Origin of the sequence: Methanosarcina barkeri str. Wiesmoor (assembly GCF_000969985.1) — an archaeon.
In the GTDB taxonomy this organism is placed as follows: Archaea; Halobacteriota; Methanosarcinia; order Methanosarcinales; family Methanosarcinaceae; genus Methanosarcina; species Methanosarcina barkeri_B.
Genome location: NZ_CP009526.1, coordinates 1,616,092 through 1,632,029 on the forward strand (window position 1 = coordinate 1,616,092; position 15,938 = coordinate 1,632,029).

16 protein-coding genes and 1 tRNA gene are annotated in these 15,938 nt (G+C 42.3%); 9 read left to right on the forward strand and 8 right to left on the reverse strand.

Annotated features, from left to right (window positions below; all coding sequences use genetic code 11):
• The first annotated feature begins 192 nt into the window (after positions 1 to 192).
• Complete coding sequence (locus MSBRW_RS06885) at positions 193 to 831, forward strand: TetR/AcrR family transcriptional regulator (protein WP_011308354.1); 639 nt, start codon at positions 193 to 195, stop codon at positions 829 to 831.
• A gap of 608 nt (positions 832 to 1,439) precedes the next feature.
• The gene (locus MSBRW_RS06895; protein ID WP_011308353.1) at positions 1,440 to 2,513 is read left to right on the forward strand and encodes a radical SAM/SPASM domain-containing protein; all 1,074 of its coding nucleotides are present in this window, start codon (positions 1,440 to 1,442) and stop codon (positions 2,511 to 2,513) included.
• A gap of 675 nt (positions 2,514 to 3,188) precedes the next feature.
• Here the strand turns inward: MSBRW_RS06895 and MSBRW_RS06900 are convergent.
• From MSBRW_RS06900 to MSBRW_RS06925, 7 genes are all read right to left on the reverse strand, one after another.
• Positions 3,189 to 3,260, reverse strand: a tRNA-Ala gene (locus MSBRW_RS06900).
• 64 nt (positions 3,261 to 3,324) lie between these two features.
• Positions 3,325 to 3,594 (reverse strand): elongation factor 1-beta, encoded by a 270-nt coding sequence (locus MSBRW_RS06905; protein WP_011308352.1) that lies wholly within the window; start codon positions 3,592 to 3,594, stop codon positions 3,325 to 3,327.
• 93 nt (positions 3,595 to 3,687) lie between these two features.
• On the reverse strand, positions 3,688 to 3,858 hold the full coding sequence (locus tag MSBRW_RS20875) for a zinc finger domain-containing protein (RefSeq protein ID WP_011308351.1): 171 nt from the start codon (positions 3,856 to 3,858) through the stop codon (positions 3,688 to 3,690).
• A 193-nt stretch (positions 3,859 to 4,051) separates the two neighbouring features.
• Positions 4,052 to 4,717: an amino acid kinase family protein gene (locus MSBRW_RS06910; protein ID WP_011308350.1), complete on the reverse strand. Its 666-nt coding sequence runs from the start codon at positions 4,715 to 4,717 to the stop codon at positions 4,052 to 4,054.
• A 123-nt stretch (positions 4,718 to 4,840) separates the two neighbouring features.
• The gene (locus MSBRW_RS21930; protein ID WP_155398142.1) at positions 4,841 to 5,002 is read right to left on the reverse strand and encodes a hypothetical protein; all 162 of its coding nucleotides are present in this window, start codon (positions 5,000 to 5,002) and stop codon (positions 4,841 to 4,843) included.
• A 111-nt stretch (positions 5,003 to 5,113) separates the two neighbouring features.
• Entirely contained in the window at positions 5,114 to 6,097 is a 984-nt protein-coding gene (locus tag MSBRW_RS06920; protein ID WP_011308349.1) for a hydantoinase/oxoprolinase family protein, read from the reverse strand.
• 115 nt (positions 6,098 to 6,212) lie between these two features.
• Complete coding sequence (locus MSBRW_RS06925) at positions 6,213 to 7,100, reverse strand: ATP-grasp domain-containing protein (RefSeq protein ID WP_230669992.1); 888 nt, start codon at positions 7,098 to 7,100, stop codon at positions 6,213 to 6,215.
• Here MSBRW_RS06925 and MSBRW_RS22905 point away from each other — a divergent pair.
• From MSBRW_RS22905 to dnaJ, 5 genes are all read left to right on the forward strand, one after another.
• On the forward strand, positions 7,099 to 7,317 hold the full coding sequence (locus tag MSBRW_RS22905) for a hypothetical protein (RefSeq protein ID WP_196298061.1): 219 nt from the start codon (positions 7,099 to 7,101) through the stop codon (positions 7,315 to 7,317). The two genes, MSBRW_RS06925 and MSBRW_RS22905, sit on opposite strands and share 2 nt — an antisense overlap.
• 209 nt (positions 7,318 to 7,526) lie before the next feature.
• A complete protein-coding gene (locus MSBRW_RS06935; RefSeq protein WP_011308347.1) occupies positions 7,527 to 7,985 on the forward strand; it encodes a hypothetical protein in 459 nt (152 codons plus the stop codon).
• 127 nt (positions 7,986 to 8,112) lie between these two features.
• Positions 8,113 to 8,742: a nucleotide exchange factor GrpE gene (gene grpE / locus MSBRW_RS06940; protein WP_011308346.1), complete on the forward strand. Its 630-nt coding sequence runs from the start codon at positions 8,113 to 8,115 to the stop codon at positions 8,740 to 8,742.
• A 283-nt stretch (positions 8,743 to 9,025) separates the two neighbouring features.
• Positions 9,026 to 10,888: a molecular chaperone DnaK gene (gene dnaK, locus MSBRW_RS06945; protein ID WP_011308345.1), complete on the forward strand. Its 1,863-nt coding sequence runs from the start codon at positions 9,026 to 9,028 to the stop codon at positions 10,886 to 10,888.
• Between the two features lie 109 nt (positions 10,889 to 10,997).
• Entirely contained in the window at positions 10,998 to 12,164 is a 1,167-nt protein-coding gene (dnaJ, locus tag MSBRW_RS06950) for a molecular chaperone DnaJ (RefSeq protein ID WP_011308344.1), read from the forward strand.
• Between the two features lie 71 nt (positions 12,165 to 12,235).
• On the opposite strand, the gene MSBRW_RS21935 is transcribed toward dnaJ, so the two are convergent.
• Positions 12,236 to 12,565, reverse strand: coding sequence for a hypothetical protein (locus tag MSBRW_RS21935; protein ID WP_011308343.1), 330 nt, complete (start codon positions 12,563 to 12,565; stop codon positions 12,236 to 12,238).
• A 338-nt stretch (positions 12,566 to 12,903) separates the two neighbouring features.
• On the opposite strand from MSBRW_RS21935, the gene trkA reads away from it, so the two are divergent.
• Both trkA and MSBRW_RS06965 read left to right on the forward strand, forming a co-directional pair.
• Positions 12,904 to 14,250: a Trk system potassium transporter TrkA gene (trkA, locus tag MSBRW_RS06960; protein WP_011308342.1), complete on the forward strand. Its 1,347-nt coding sequence runs from the start codon at positions 12,904 to 12,906 to the stop codon at positions 14,248 to 14,250.
• 24 nt (positions 14,251 to 14,274) lie between these two features.
• Positions 14,275 to 15,705, forward strand: coding sequence for a TrkH family potassium uptake protein (locus tag MSBRW_RS06965; RefSeq protein WP_048103475.1), 1,431 nt, complete (start codon positions 14,275 to 14,277; stop codon positions 15,703 to 15,705).
• Positions 15,706 to 15,938 lie beyond the last annotated feature (233 nt).

Sequence of the window (15,938 nt, forward strand, 5' to 3'; positions counted from 1 at the left end):
CTGGACTGTGTATAAAATTCTATTAATATTTAATGCATACAACTTATTAATAAGATTTTTGAACATTGTTCACCTGGAGCATTAATGCATACAACTTATTAATAAAGATTTCTGAACATTGTTCACCTGGAGTATTAATGCATACAACTTATTAATAGACGTTTTGAATATTGTTCACTTAGGAGATATCATATGCAGGAGAACGAGATTGTTCAAGAAAATAGAAAAAGTGTCAAAAGGGACAAAAAGGCAAAAATTATCTCCATCCAGGATGCCACATGCATGCTGATCGAGAAAAGAGGTTACGGAAAAGTAACCATAAGGAACATAGCTGAAGCGGCCGATGTGAGTATAGGGCTTATCTATAAGTATTTCCCAGGAGGCAAGTTTGACATTCTTAAGGAGATTGGGAATCAGTATACAGATGAGCTATTGTTGCTAAAGCAGTCAGAAAATATTGATTTTAACGATTTTCCCGGTTACATAAGAGATGTAATTAAAAATATGCAACAATTTTACAAAGATAACAGTCCTTTGGTAAGGGCGTTGATCATGGCCTCGCTGTCCGATAGTGAAATCATTGATGAAATCAAAAAAACAGATATCATAGACTATAAAGCCGCGTCCGAATTTTTTTGCCGTTTCAATGGCATTGATATAGGCGACAAAAATCCTCTGGAAGTCTTTATGTACTGGGGAATCACGATAAAAAGCATTCTCATCTTCGATGTGATCTATCTCTACAGTGTACCTCTCATAAGCGAGGAGACCCTGACAGATCTAATGGTAGATCTGTCTTTAAATATATGGGGTTATCATAAGGCATCATGAGCTTATCCGTCCAGAGTTGGGCTTGAAACTGGAAAAAATAGACTCTTTAAGTACTTTATTTAATTGAGCGAAAAGGATATTCTGAGAGAAAAAGGAAAGTTTCTGGCTACTACTTACTTTTACAAAGTAATGATACATATAAAAAAATTTAAAAAATTGTAGTGTTGGTTGGATATTAAAGTTTTTAAGTGGGCTCGGGGTCCTATTAACTACTTGGCTTTTAACGACTTGGTTGGCTCTACAGGCTGCCTCTGTCGAATAGGAAGGAAAGATTTTCATTCCTCACCTCCCAGAAACGAACTATGCGCCTTTCACCGCAGTTTGTTCACGCATTTCACAACCCCTTTGTTGGAATAAGAGAACGCTGCAGTTCTTATTGCAGATTTCCTAGAGCAGTATCTGGCCTTTAGCAACAAGTTTGCTAGCGAATTAAACATACTATAGATAGACTATATAGATAGATTCTTCTTAAGGAATTAAAATGGCAAGCAATATTTTTGCTTAATGAATGTAAAGAAACAACAATCAGCCAGGACAGAGATCGGCTGATGGCCAAGAATGGATATTCTACTTGTAAAGAGAATACCGGCGTTTAATGGTGATTTCTTATGGAAAATAATAACGATCTCAATCGCATGGTCAACGATCTCATCAAGAGCATATTCAGCGATGCGCTGAGCGTCTCTCTGAAGAACCCTGCCATGGCTGCCTTTTTCGTCAGGGTCTCGATGGCACAGAAAAAGGCGGCCTCAATCAGGCAGAAAAACGAGGAGAAGGGGCTCCATGTGCCTCCAGTGATAATACTCAGCGTTACCAACAAATGTAATTTGCACTGTGTGGGCTGCTACTCACGGCTTGTCCCCCGCGAACAAAAACCTGAAATGGGCACAGCCAGTCTGACGAGCGTACTACGGCAGGCGAGTGAACTGGGCGTTTCCATTGTATTAATAGTAGGTGGAGAGCCATTGACCAGGCCGGACATATTCGATGTTACTAAAAACTTCCCGGATATGATCTTTACCTTATTCACAAACGGTACACTCATCGACGATGCCGTGCTGGGGCAGTTCAAGGTACAAAGACACGTCATCCCGATACTCAGCATGGAAGGCCACGAGAACATAACGGATTTGCGCAGGGGCGCCGGTGTTTACGGTCGGTTGATAAAAGACATGGTGAAGCTCCATGAAAGAGGCATCTTCTTTGGTATATCGCTCACTGTCACCCAGTCAAACTACGAAACCGTCACAGACGAGAGCTTCATTCGGCTCATGCGAGAACACGGCTGCAAAGCGTTTATCTATGTCGAGTATAACCCTGTCATGAAAGGTACGGAGGACTGGGTAGTTACAGATGCACAATGGGATGAAATCCTGGCTAAAATAGCTGCTTTTAGGGCAAGCCAGCCGGGCGTTTATATCGGGTTTCCAGGTGATGAGAAAGCCTTTGGAGGCTGCCTGTCCTCCGGAAGAGGCTTCCTCCACGTCAGCGCTTTTGGAGACGTCGAGCCTTGTCCTTTCGCCCCGTACTCTGAATGCAGCATTCTGGACATGCCGCTGAAAGAGGCTCTCAATTCTAAGCTATTTAAAGCACTGAGAGAGAATCGCGATAAGCTCATGGAATCGAACGGGGGATGTGCACTCTTGAAGAAGCCGGAGTGGGTGAAATCGCTTTTGGATTAAAGGAGAATGAAAACATAACAATGCTTGTAATTAGAAGCTCGAAGGAAAAGGGCAGCGACTACAAGGTTGTACGGTAGATCATGCAAAAATTACAGGGCAAAAAGGGAGACACGTAAATGAAAGCAATCGTATGCACAAAATACGAACCACAGGTTGGTCTTAAACTCATACATGCGGTAAGGTCGCTGGAGACAGCACAGAAATGCCCATGTATAGCCCGGCTGCCCTTCGCAGTTCTGTTGAAAAACCTTATTAGGAATATCATAAGTTGTTGACGCATGCATGAAGCATAAAAACTTTCATTGAGCGGATCCCAAAACTCAAAATTGCTTCTATGAATATCATATTCTGAATAGTTAATCGAGTTTCAGATTATGGAAAAATAGTTCTGAAACTTTACTGATTTTTGAGAATAAAACTAGGTTTTGGAATGAGCTCTTTCTAGACCTGACATGGGCATTGACTACTGTTTATATTTTTGGGCAGTTTGTCTCAAAAATGTAACCGTTTCTTTCTTGTAATCTAATTTATAAAATCTATTTATATATTTAAGAAAGAGATGCTCTAAAGGAAACCTAAAAGTTGCTGGATTACACCTAGCTATTGAAAGTGACGATTATTGTAAAAAATAAACTTAAAAAAATAGTATTAATCGGGATTATTAAAAGTTTTTAATGGACTCGGCGGGATTTGAACCCGCGGCCTTTACGTTGCGAACGTAACGATCTTCCCCTGATCTACGAGCCCTTTTGAAGAAAGGAGAATATGAAAGATGGTTTTTCCGGACACATTGTCCGGGTCTTTTCTCCTTTTAAATACGATAGACATCCACAACCTGGACGTTTTCAACGCCGGAAACTTTTGCAAAGGCTTCTTCTGCAGGCTCAGTTCCGCCTTCTTCATCATTAACGATTAATGTTACAATCAGAGCCTTCAAACCAAAAGCGATAGGCTCTTCAACAATATCTCCGTGAAGGTCGGCCCCTGCTGGAATTACGCCCTTTATCTTTTCTTTCAGCTCTCCAAGGTCAGTATCAACGCTTTCTGGCATAATTTTAATCTTTGCTGCAACGTCACCCATTCTGATTCCTCTTATACTTTTATCTGATCTTTTTGACCGAGTTTTATTTCATTTACATTTTCGGCATAAATCTGGTTCGGGATTATTGCCGAATCAGGGTGCTTTGTATCCGCACTTGGGGCAAGTGTATACGTTACCCTGCTGTCTGCAGCTTCCACATCTTCCGATTTCTGATCCGCACTGCGGGCAGGGAAACTTTACATAACCCTTTTCCACGAGGCGAATTCCGCATGAGGTACAGTACTCAACTTTTTGTGCTGACATTTTTTTTCTCCTTAATATTTACTTCAAATAGTAAATTTTGTAATGAGTTGCCGGTGAATCAGGCGCCTTCCTTAAGCATCGAGCTTCTGCTTTTCCGGGCACCTTTGTTAACATTAGCAGATTTAATGAACTGAATTTAATTAATGCTTTTGGACACGCTTTGCTTCTGCCCTAGTCATATACGATATACGATTTAAATATTCCCCTTTACCACAGTACCGAGCACAGACTTCCCATATACAGCATGAATTACTCTATCTGAAAATTTTCCGTTTATGATCAGGCACTCCATTCGGTTTTTCAGGAGAAATCCCGGTAGGGCAAAATCAATACAGCTTTCGCGACTTCCTCTATAGCTGACAGCAGAAATTTCCCTGACTAATTTCCCATTTCTGAATATACCGTCCACATCTGTGGCCTTTATTAAAGTTGCCCCAATCTGCTTTGCAACCCAGGCCGCGATAGTATCCGAGGTCACATCCCAGCTATGAGGCAGAGGATCCTCCGTTCTTAAGAGTCTGTATGGAAAAAGAACAGACACACCCTGAGGCAGATTGGCTATTGAATCTATGCCCAGTGCGCGGCTTTTATCCTTAAGATAGCAGGCATACTGTTCCATACCCATTATAGCCATCCAGTGCGCAGCATCCTCACTCAGGGAAAAGTTCTCATCAGTTTTCCTCACAGCATCAGCAAAAACGCCTCCTCCGGGTACTATTAGAACGGAACAAGGAAGTCCTTCAGATGCATGCGCTTCCTCTGGAATCGGGCTTCCTGAGCCAAATTCCTTTACAAGCCTATCTACAAGCTCGGGAGCCTCTTTGATAAGGCTTCCTCCTATTTTAATTACCACTCTCATATGTTTCCTTTTAGGCAACCGTTGAGCCACAAAAACTGTTACGATGTTGATCTCGTCATTACTGAAATTTTCGCTCAAGCCTTTTTTAAGAAGGCTTGTGACACAAACTGCTGAGCCGTTTGATCACGCCTCATGAAGTTTAGATTTAGCAATGGTTTTTTTGGTCAAGCCTTTTTTCAAAAGGGTTGTGATCACGCAGACCACGTTGCTGCTGGAGTTTTCGGTCAAGCCTTTTTTCAAAAGGGTTGTGATCACACCGATAGGGTTCGGGGATAAGTTTATCAAATTCAAACGTTGCTGGAGTTTTCGGTCAAGCCTTTTTTCAAAGGGTTGTGATCACGCAGACCACGTTGTCGCTGGAGTTTTCGGTCAAGCCTTTTTTCAAAAGGGTTGTTTTTAAAAAGGCTTGCAGGCAAGCAGCCTGGCAGCCGCATATGCCGGAAAAACTTTTGAAATCTCTTTCCCCCAGTGTTCAGATACTGATATATATTCGAAACCAAGCCTTTCTGCAGCTTCCTTTATCAGAAATTCTCCAAGACCTGCAGCTGCGATTCTTTTAAGTTTGTTCTTTTCCGCAACCTCGGAAATTGCCTCAGCCAGGACAGAGATCTGCTTTTCCTTTACCTGGTTAGCGATTTCGTAGATTTCTTCCTCCCGGATTTCAGAAAGGTCCGCACATACCAGTCTTGCAAGTCTGCGCATAGCGTCGGTTTTGCTTCTGCCTGCTCCGTCAGCAGTCTCGCATGTATACATGCTTTCATCAATTTTTCCGAGCAGAAGATAAGCGTCTGCAGTTGTAGCAAAGAGTTCGGAAGCTGTCCTGCACCAACCTCTTTCAAGCTTTACTTTTTCGAGAAGTGCAGAAAGGTTTGTCCGGAGGGTGCCTGCATACACGAGTTCGCTTCTGACCAGCCGCTCAAAGTCAGTAAGGCCGGCTTTATGTTCGCCTGATAGAATAGGGATAATATCGCTTGTGGTACTTCCCACATCCACAAAAACACAGTCTCCTATATCTTCTCCTATCAACCTGGCTGAAGCCGCCCAATTGGCAGCAGCAAGTTCCCTCATATCGTCAGTTTCACTCTGGAACCTTCCCAGACTGTTTATATAAGACACTTTTGAGAGCCCAAAGGCAGAATCAACACATGACTTTATAAAGCGGATTCCCTGTTCCTTGTCCTCAAAGCAATCTGCAAGTTCACCGGTCATAACAATTGCGACTTTTTCGGGTTGCAGCTGCTGTGCGATTTCCTTTAAAACTTCCGGAAGCCGTGTATTCTTCCAGAGAGGCAAATAGTGCAGTTCTACAATAGTTCCGTCCGAGGAGGCAAGTTTAGTATTCGCTCCTCCAATATCAAGCCCGATAATTTTAGAATTCATTTTTGAGCCCTTTATCATGTTTTTTCAATTTATTCTCTATCTTCCAAGCCGCTAGCTTTTCAATCTATTCTCTATCTTCCAAGCTTCTGGCTTTTCAATCTGTTTCCTATACCTTTCAAGCTCTTCCGAAAAGCTCGCCCAATGCATCCTTTGAAAAGCGGTATTCTCCTTCAGTATGTATAGAGTCCGGAAGTTCTCCAAATTTATTTCTCAAAAGTAGGTCTCCAATTTCCTCTCGCATAACGCGGCTAATGCCGAAAAGCGAGGCTGTAGGTCTGGGGTTTACATCTACTACATACGGAAGATCAGCAAGTATGATGTCTACACCCACATATCCGAAACAGTCCAGGCATTTAACTGTGGAGATCGCGGTTTCATAGAGTTCATCTCTCCTTGGAGTCTGATAAGGAGTAAGGCTTCCATTGTATTTTATGCCGGAAGATGCGGCTTTCTCATGTTCTCTGGTTTTAATCTCTTTCTCGCCAAACTCTATAAACTGGCAGTTTACGGTAAGAGGAAGCGGTTTTTTTCCTGCGATAAGGCTTACGCTCAGAGTTTTTCCTTCAACATACTCGCTTGCAATAAATTCTTCATTGTTCTCAAACTCCGTGACTAGGCATGTCGTCTCTGCACCGCAGCCGAACCTGGGCTTTGTAACATACTTTTTGCCTTCTTCAGCTTTTTTTGCGATCTTGGGGGCTTTAATTCCGGCTTTCGTCAGAATTTCCGTGCACATCAGCTTATCAGCACAGCAGGCTGCCGACTGAGGTGAACATCCCAGGTTTACGGTATTTTCTTCAAGGACTTTATTCAACTCGGGAAGCATGGAATCAGGTGCAATAATCAGCCCTGCATCACAGTCTTTTGCTTTTCTCTCAATTACCTGCATGAAATTTTCAGCTGTAGATTCGATGCACGTGCCTGCGCAGATTTTCGTACCTGCTGAAGGGTAGTATACCTCATGCCCAAGACGAACAAAGCTTTCCGAGAGAGTTTTTAGCATGGCAGCTCCCTCCGGAATAAGAGACTTTTCAATGTCCGTGCCAACAGCAAATTCTGCAATCAGGATTTTCATCGGAAAGGAAAAACTCGGGAACTTATTTATTACTTTTTGTTCCAATCCTTTTGAAAAACTGCTTGAGCGCAATCCTTTTCAAAAATTGCTTGAGCGCAACCCTTTTCAAAAAAGGCTTGACCGAAAAACCCGGAAAACGGCGTGATCAATCGTTGCTCCATTTGATCACGCCGACTAAGATCTTTTGCTGGAGTTTTCGGTCAACACTTTTTTGAAAAGGGTTGTGATCACGCCGACTAAGACTTTTTGCTGGGGTTTTCACTCAAGCAATTTTTTTGAAAAGCCTTGCTAAAAATGAAATTGAGTATGTAAAAGTTTATATAAATTATACAGTTTATACCATAAAGTTAAACGTTGAAAAACATAAAGGTACCTGGTAATATTAACAGTATAAACCCAAATTCTCAGTCGATCTTTGAAAACCCATTTGTCAAAACTCTTGCTATTGCGGTTTTCATGGGTATATTTCTGGTTGATATGGGTCTTGGGCTCTTTGAGGTTTTTTCCACAAAAGAAAGTCCATTGCCCTCCGCAGTTGTACTTTTAATCTTTGCTGTAATGTTTATTGCAGGCATGGTTTTTTACGAAAAACATGGACTTGACACCCTGAGTTCCCTTGTTGGAGGAGCTCTTGCAGGCTTTGGATTTTCCTTTGTTTTTGTGTCGCTTGTAGGCGGCGTACAGTTTGCACTGGGAGGAGGAATTTCAGCCATCGGATGGGATCAGGTTATTTCAGCAGTCGCGGCTTCCATGATTGCAAGCGTAGTAATGCTCAAAACACTTTTCGATAAACTTCAAAACCACTTTTACTGATTTTTCTTTTTCTTCGCTTTCTTGGGTGATGTGTATCCCCAAACACACGAAAACTATTTATAGAATTACAAACAATCACAGATCAGGACGAGCGAAACCGTTATACTTACTTGATGGGGTTCGACGAATGAAAATATTCAATAAAGATGGAAATAAGAATTCTAAAGAAGATACCAAGGCTGGGGCTGAAAATTCTGAAGCCCAAAATTCTGGTTCTTCGGCGGAAGAGGTTAATAAAGCACGGGAAAACCCCGAAGAGGCTTCTGCCAGTTCGGAAGCTGAGAAAAGTCCTGAGGTCAAGTGCCAGGAGGAGAAACAAGTTCTCATGGAGAAGTATTATCGACTTGCAGCCGACTTTGACAATTTCAAAAAACGGACCGCCCGCCAGATGGAGGAAAACCGGAAAGCTGTACTTGAGCAGGTACTTCTTGACTTTGTTGAAGTAACGGATAATTTCGATCGCGCCCTTAAATCTGCAAAAACCGCAGAAGACATGAGCTCAATCGTCAGCGGAATAGAACAGCTTTCAAGGCAGTTTTTTTCAATCCTCGAAAAATACGGGCTTGAGAAAATCGAAAGTGAAAAAGCCAGTGAATTTGACCCTCACAGGCACGAGGCAGTTCACCATATCGAGACCTCCGAAGTCCCGGACAATACTATAGTAGATGTTTACAAAACCGGGTATGCTCTTAACTCTAAAGTTATCAGGCCTGCTATGGTCTCAGTGGCCAGAAATCCTGATGAAGCCGAGAAATAAAGGAGAAAAATCTTACTCCTGAATTCAGGCATGCTTACTCTCTAATTAAGCTGAACATAATTAAACTGAACATAATTAAACTGAACATAATTAAACTGAACATAATTAAACTGAACATAATTATGAATAGTTTTACTATAAATTTACCAGATAACTCAATAAATAATTTAACTTATTAATTTATTTAAACTTATTAATTTATTTAAGTATTTTATTTAACATTGTGATCGAATTAAAAACTGTAGTCGAATAATTTAACCAGATAATTTAGTGAGGATAAAACATGGCAAAAATACTTGGTATTGACCTTGGTACTACGAACTCATGCATGGCAGTAATGGAAGGCGGAGAAGCTGTCGTGATTCCAAATGCCGAAGGCGCCAGAACAACCCCATCAGTGGTCGGATTTTCCAAAAAAGGAGAGAAACTTGTAGGACAGGTTGCAAAGAGGCAGGCCATTTCGAATCCTGAAAATACTGTTTATTCCATTAAAAGGCATATGGGAGATGCCAATTACACGGTGACTCTTCAGGGAACACAGTATAAGCCGCAGGAAATTTCTGCAATGATTCTTCAGAAGCTCAAGACCGATGCAGAAGCTTATCTTGGAGAGACTATCAAACAGGCTGTTATCACGGTTCCTGCTTATTTCAATGACGCCCAGAGACAGGCTACAAAGGACGCAGGGGCAATTGCAGGCCTTGATGTCCTGAGAATTATCAATGAACCAACTTCCGCATCCCTGGCTTATGGTCTCGATAAGGGAGATATAGAACAAAAAATTCTTGTTTATGACCTGGGTGGCGGAACCTTTGATGTATCTATTCTCGAACTCGGAGGCGGAGTCTTTGAGGTGAAATCTACAAGTGGTGACACTCGCCTTGGAGGAGATGACTTCGACCAGCGTATAGTTAATTACTTACTTGCTGAGTTCAGGAAAATCGAGGGAATCGACCTCTCCAAAGACAAGGCTGTACTCCAGCGTTTAACTGATGCTGCGGAAAAAGCCAAGATCGAGCTGTCTGGAGTTGCAAGTACAAATATCAACCTTCCCTTCCTAACAGTTGGTGCGGACGGAGAACCAAAGCACCTTGATATTGACCTGACAAGAGCTCAGTTCCAGAAGATGACTGAGGACCTCCTTGAAAAGACCCTTGTATCTATGCGCCAGGCTCTCAGCGATGCAAAGCTTACTCCAAATGATCTTGACAAAGTGATTCTCGTCGGAGGTGCCACAAGGATGCCTGCAGTAGTCGAGCTTGTGGAAAACTTTACAGGCAAAAAGCCCTACAAGAACATCAACCCTGATGAAGCCGTTGCAATTGGAGCAGCCATCCAGGCCGGTGTGCTCGGTGGCGAAGTCAAAGATGTCCTGCTGCTTGATGTCACTCCTCTGACTCTCGGAATAGAAACGCTCGGAGGTATAGCAACCCCACTTATCCCGAGAAACACGACAATTCCTACCAAGAAAAGTCAGGTTTTCTCAACTGCTGCTGATAACCAGCCTTCAGTAGAGATTCATGTCCTTCAGGGAGAAAGAGGAGTTGCTTCCGAAAACAAGACTCTCGGTCGCTTTACTCTGGACGGTATACCACCAGCTCCAAGAGGCATCCCGCAGATTGAAGTTACATTTGATATCGACGCAAACGGAATCCTGCATGTAGGTGCAAAAGACCTCGGAACCGGTAAGGAACAGTCCATTTCCATCCAGAAGCCGGGTGGTCTCTCGGATGACGAAATCGATCGCATGGTCAAAGACGCGGAATTGCATGCTGAAGAAGACAAAAAGCGCAAAGAAGATGTCGAAACCAGGAACAATGCCGAAGCCCTGATCAATGCTGCGGAAAAGACTTTGAAGGAAGCCGGAGATGCGGCAACCGAAGACCAGAAGTCAAAGGTAACTGCCGCAATCGACGACCTTAAGAAAGCTCTTGAAGGTAAGGACAGCGAAGATATTAAATCAAAAACCGAAGCTCTTCAGGAAGCCGTATACCCAATTTCCACTGCAATGTACCAGAAAGCCCAGCAGCAGGCTCAGCAAGCCCAGCAGGCTGAAGGTGAAGCAGGAAGCCATGATGCACAAGGTCCTGATGAGACAGTCGTTGATGCCGATTATGAGGTAGTTGACGACGAAAAGCGTAAATAAATAAAAACCAAGGTAATGAGAAACAGGCCTGGAGATTCTCAGGCCTTACCGGAAACCTGGCTTTGCAGGCTCCGGAACTTTATCTTTTTTAAAATAACAGGGAATCCTGATGGCCACAACACGTGATTATTATGATATTCTCGGATTATCCAAAGATGCCTCATCCGAGGATATAAAGAAAACCTATCGAAAACTTGCGCTAAAGTACCATCCTGACAGGAATAAAGAACCAGGAGCTGAGGAAAAGTTCAAGGAGATCTCTGAGGCTTATGCCGTTCTTTCAGATGATGAGAAACGCGCTCAGTACGACCGTTTCGGACATGCCGGAATAAACGGGCAATATAGCGCAGAAGATATCTTCCGTGGTGCGGATTTCGGCGGCTTCGGAGATATATTCGAAATGTTTTTTGGCGGGGGTGGCAGACGAGGTCCTATGGGTCCAAGGAGAGGGTCCGATCTCCAGTATGACCTTTATATCACCTTTGAAGAGGCAGCCTTTGGAGTCCGTAAAGATATCGATATCCCTAGAACGGAAAGATGTTCTAACTGTTCCGGAACCGGAGCCAAACCTGGAACAAGCCCTAAGCGCTGTCCCACATGCGGCGGCACAGGTCAAATCCGCACAACTCGCTCCGGACTGGGTATGCAGTTTGTAAGCACCACAACCTGTAACACCTGTCACGGCAGGGGTCAGGTTATTGAGTCTCCCTGCCCGGTATGCAGCGGTACAGGTAGAGTCCGAAATACAAGAAAAATCACAGTAAACGTTCCTGCCGGAGCCGATTCAGGCATGAACCTGCGGCTCAGCGGAGAAGGAGATTCAGGAGAACCAGGAGCTCCATCTGGAGATCTCTATGTCGTGCTTCATGTGATGGAACACCCTTACTTTAAGAGGGTCGATTACGATGTAATTTCCGAGCTTCCTATCTCTTTTGCCCAGGCTGCACTCGGTACGGATATAATGGTCGATACCCTTCACGGGAAAGTCAAGATGAATATTCCTGCAGGAACCCAGACCCATTCCGTATTCAGGCTTAAAGATAAAGGAATTCAGCGCCTTCACGGGAGTAGAAAAGGCGATCAGCTCGTCAGGGTTGTAATCAAGACTCCGAAAAAACTTACTCACGAACAAAAAGAGCTTCTCCGCCAGTTTGAGGCCTTGAGCAACGGCAAAAACCCAAATGAAGATGAAAAGGACAGGAACGAGAAATCCACAGAAAAATCCCGAAAAAGCAAAGGTTTTTTTGAGAAAGTAAAGGATGCCTTTGAAGGTTAAAAGCAGCTTTTAGCTGCATTTTAACCTTTTTAGAGGCATCTTTTTTCTTTGTAACAATTATAATTTTGTATTTAATGCTCTAGTTTCACGTTAATATTTAATGTTTCCTTATTAATATTTATAATTAGTTCTTTATCTTTATTTCCATTCTTTTCTTCCTTTTCTTCTTCCTTTTCTTCTTCCTTTTCTTCTTCCTTTTCTTCTTCCTTTTCTTCTTCCTTTTCTTCTTCCTTTTCTTCTTCCTTTTCTTCTTCCTTTTCTTCTTCCTTTTCTTCTTCCTTTTCTTCTTCCTTTTCTTCTTCCTTTTCTTCTTCCTTTTCTTCTTCCTTTTCTTCTTCCTTTTCTTCTTCCTTTTCTTCTTCCTTTTCTTCTTCCTTTTCTTCTTCCTGGGACTCTTTCACTTGGTATTTGTTTTTTTGCTGCAAAAGTTTGAAAACATTTATATAATTGTTTAAGTTTAGAATTTTAACCGCGGTTATATTCCAGTTGTATTTACAAGATCCTGGATCTTACAAACTCTGTTTGCAAAACATTTAACATCTAGAGATGGTCAACACGCTGATTAATTTTATCACAAACAGTTTATTGGGCCGCGTTTCACAGTTTTGTATTATCTGGGTGTTCTTAACTTTTTATATTTATTTAATTTTTCTATCTTACTTATCTCGTGCCTGTTGCTTTTTGTCCGCCAGGTTTCGTATTTTAAGGTTAGTTAAAAACAGTTTTCTGAAGGTGTGCTATGAAGGTTATAATTATTGGTGGAGGGGAAGTAGGTTATCACATCGCAAAGGCTCTTTCCCCCAAAAATGATGTAATAATTATTGAAAATAATGAAGAAGCATCAAAACGGGCAGACGAACTTGATGTTCTTGTTATCGAAGGAAATGGGGCAAATGCTGAGATCCTATCAAATATTCTTCAAGATACTGATTTGCTTGTAGCTGTGACCGGCATAGATGAGGTTAACATTGTAGCCTGCATGACCGCCAAGCTGATTACCCGAGGAAAGCCTGGATGGAAGGAAACTAAAACTATTGCCAGAGTCAGCAACCCGGATTATATTGATTCGCCTGTAACCTCAAGGGCTCAGGTTGGAGTCGATCTCATGATCTGTCCTGAACTTTCACTTGCCTCCGAAGTTGCTGAGATTCTGTCAAGTCCATCCGCGATAAGTGCCGAAATGTTTGCCGATGGAAAAGTCCGGATGACTGAGTTTGCAATAAGGCCCGAAAGCAAACTTGTAGGAAAGCAGATTCAGGACCTCAAGCTTGCTGACTGTTGCATTGTTAGTGCGATTTTTCGAGGGCATGAAATAATTATTCCTCATGGAAACGACCTAATTAGCGCAAACGACCATATGGTAGTTGTGGGTAAGCCTGAATCTATGGAAGGGCTAGGCAATAGTTTAGGGAGCCAGGTACCCCACAAAAACAGAATTCTTCTCATAGGCTGTGGTATTGTAGGATTTTATCTCGCCAAACTGATAGACAAAGACGAAAATGCCGACCTTAAAATTATCGAGTACAAAAAGAGCCGCTGCATAGAAGTGGCAGAGATGCTTGAAAATGCTCTTATTTTAAATGGAGACGGCACTGACATCAGTCTACTCAGGGAGGAAGGCATTGAGAACATGGACGTTATTATCTCGGTTACGGACAGCGATGAGAAAAATCTCTTGTGTGCTCTTCTTGGAAAGCAACTGGGTGCAAAGAAAGTGATTGCCAGGGCTGACCGCTCTGACTACCTGCCCCTCTTTGAAATGGTTGGCATAGACCTGGCAGTCAGTCCCAGGGAAGCTACTGTAAACGAGGTACTTAAGCTTACAATGGGTAGAGGAATACAAACCCTGGCGACCATTGAAGGCGAAAAGGCGGAAATCATAGAGTATACGGCTTCCAAGAGCTCAAAAATTGTCGGAAAACCTTTAAATAAGGTAAAATTCCCAAGGGGAGCTCTTATTAATATGGTAGTTCGTGGGAAAGACACCATAGTCCCTAGAGGGGACTTCGTCGTTCAAGATCAGGATAGAGTGGTTATCTTTTCCATGGCTTCTGCAATGTCAGAAATAGAAAAATTTTTTAGATAATCTTTGGGAGGAAGGTGGTTTCTTATAGATAACAGCGCAGTCTTTAATGCATTAGGAAAAATTCTTTTCCTTCTGGCATTTACAATGCTTGTTCCCCTTTTAGTAGCCTTTTACTACCGGGAACCTCTTGTCCCCTTTATTGTTTCCTTTTTCATAACACTTGTTTCTGGCTTGCTTCTCATGCGATTCAAAGGTCGTGAGGATTGGCAGCAAAAAGAGGCCCTTGCCATTGTGGCTTTGAGCTGGCTTGCAGCAGCTATTTTCGGGGCTATTCCTTTTCTTTTTGAAGGAGTTTCTTTTATTGATGCAGTTTTTGAATCAATGTCGGGTTTTACTTCAACGGGTTCTTCAATTCTTACGAATATAGAGAGCTATTCAAGAGGACTTCTTTTCTGGCGGTCTTTTACCGCCTGGCTTGGAGGCATGGGAATCATTGTACTTTTCATAGCAGTTCTGCCAAAGCTCGGAGTTGCCGGCCGTCAGCTGTTCAGGGCTGAGGCTCCAGGTCCTACTGAAGATAAACTGAAGCCAAGAATCCGGGAAACTGCAAGGATTCTATGGACGCTCTACATTCTTATCTCTGCTCTTGAAGTTGTGGCTCTATTTCTGGGTGGAATGTCCCTTTACGATGCTCTCAATCATTCTTTTGCCTGTATGGCTTGTGGGGGATTTTCTACTTATAATGCAGGAATAGAAGCTTTTCACAGTCCTATTATTGAATTTATTCTCACATTTTTCATGTTTATTGCTGGGGCTAACTTTGCTCTTTATTACCGGGTGATTCGTGTCAATAAGTTTGCTCTCTTTCGAGACGAGGAATTCAAGGCCTATTCTTTTTTTATCCTCGGTTTCACGGGTTTACTTACACTGGTTCTATTCAAAGATATGGGATTCTCTCCATTCAATTCTTTTCGTTATGCCATATTTCAGATAACCTCTGTTATGACAGCCACTGGCTTTGCTTCAACGGATTTTAATATGTGGAAGGACTCAGCAAAAATTCTGGTTCTTTCAGTCATGTTTATCGGAGGCTGTGCGGGTTCTACAGGCGGTGGCATGAAGGTTGTACGTTTTCTGTTGATGTTAAAATATGCAAGGAGAGAACTCTTCAAATTTGTTCATCCTCGACTCGTCAGGTCTATCCGGTTAAATAATAAAGCAGTACCGGAAGACATTTTACAGTCAATTCTCTCTTTTGTTGTGCTTTATATAGGAGTTTTTGTTGTAGGTACAGTGCTTCTAACACTACTGGGAGTTGATATGGTAAGCTCGGTTACAGCTTCGATAACGACTCTCGGAAATATAGGTCCTGGTTTTAACATTGTCGGGCCTATGGCAAATTTTGAATCAATCCCACTGCTAGGCAAAATTATTCTTATCAGTAATATGTGGGTAGGCAGGCTAGAGGTTTATACCGTGCTTGTACTCTTTACAAGGGAATTCTGGCACTCATAAAGAGAATTGTGGAAAAAAAAAGGAGTATTAAAATGCTGTTTTATCCTAAAATAATTTCGAGAATTGTGAAAAAAAGATACTGTACAATCTTCGAGGGCTGACCATTTGACTGGTTTCAGTGCATGCTGAAAATTTATCTTAGTTCCTGTAGACTACCACGAGCCAGAAAAGTCCCTAACTTTGAGACCCTATCTGAAGATTCTATAATATATTTTTTAATGTGGGTAGGATCT

What these genes read in the sequence shown, in the direction of transcription:
- MSBRW_RS06910 (WP_011308350.1), bottom strand. Translation starts at nt 4,717, where the DNA reads ATGAGAGTGGTAATTAAAATAGGAGGAAGCCTTATCAAAGAGGCTCCC.
- trkA (WP_011308342.1), top strand. Translation starts at nt 12,904, where the DNA reads ATGAAGGTTATAATTATTGGTGGAGGGGAAGTAGGTTATCACATCGCA.
- MSBRW_RS22905 (WP_196298061.1), top strand. Translation starts at nt 7,099, where the DNA reads ATGGCAGCTCCCTCCGGAATAAGAGACTTTTCAATGTCCGTGCCAACA.
- dnaK (WP_011308345.1), top strand. Translation starts at nt 9,026, where the DNA reads ATGGCAAAAATACTTGGTATTGACCTTGGTACTACGAACTCATGCATG.
- MSBRW_RS06925 (WP_230669992.1), bottom strand. Translation starts at nt 7,100, where the DNA reads ATGCTAAAAACTCTCTCGGAAAGCTTTGTTCGTCTTGGGCATGAGGTA.
- MSBRW_RS20875 (WP_011308351.1), bottom strand. Translation starts at nt 3,858, where the DNA reads ATGTCAGCACAAAAAGTTGAGTACTGTACCTCATGCGGAATTCGCCTC.
- MSBRW_RS06920 (WP_011308349.1), bottom strand. Translation starts at nt 6,097, where the DNA reads ATGAATTCTAAAATTATCGGGCTTGATATTGGAGGAGCGAATACTAAA.
- grpE (WP_011308346.1), top strand. Translation starts at nt 8,113, where the DNA reads ATGAAAATATTCAATAAAGATGGAAATAAGAATTCTAAAGAAGATACC.
- MSBRW_RS06895 (WP_011308353.1), top strand. Translation starts at nt 1,440, where the DNA reads ATGGAAAATAATAACGATCTCAATCGCATGGTCAACGATCTCATCAAG.
- MSBRW_RS06905 (WP_011308352.1), bottom strand. Translation starts at nt 3,594, where the DNA reads ATGGGTGACGTTGCAGCAAAGATTAAAATTATGCCAGAAAGCGTTGAT.
- MSBRW_RS06885 (WP_011308354.1), top strand. Translation starts at nt 193, where the DNA reads ATGCAGGAGAACGAGATTGTTCAAGAAAATAGAAAAAGTGTCAAAAGG.
- dnaJ (WP_011308344.1), top strand. Translation starts at nt 10,998, where the DNA reads ATGGCCACAACACGTGATTATTATGATATTCTCGGATTATCCAAAGAT.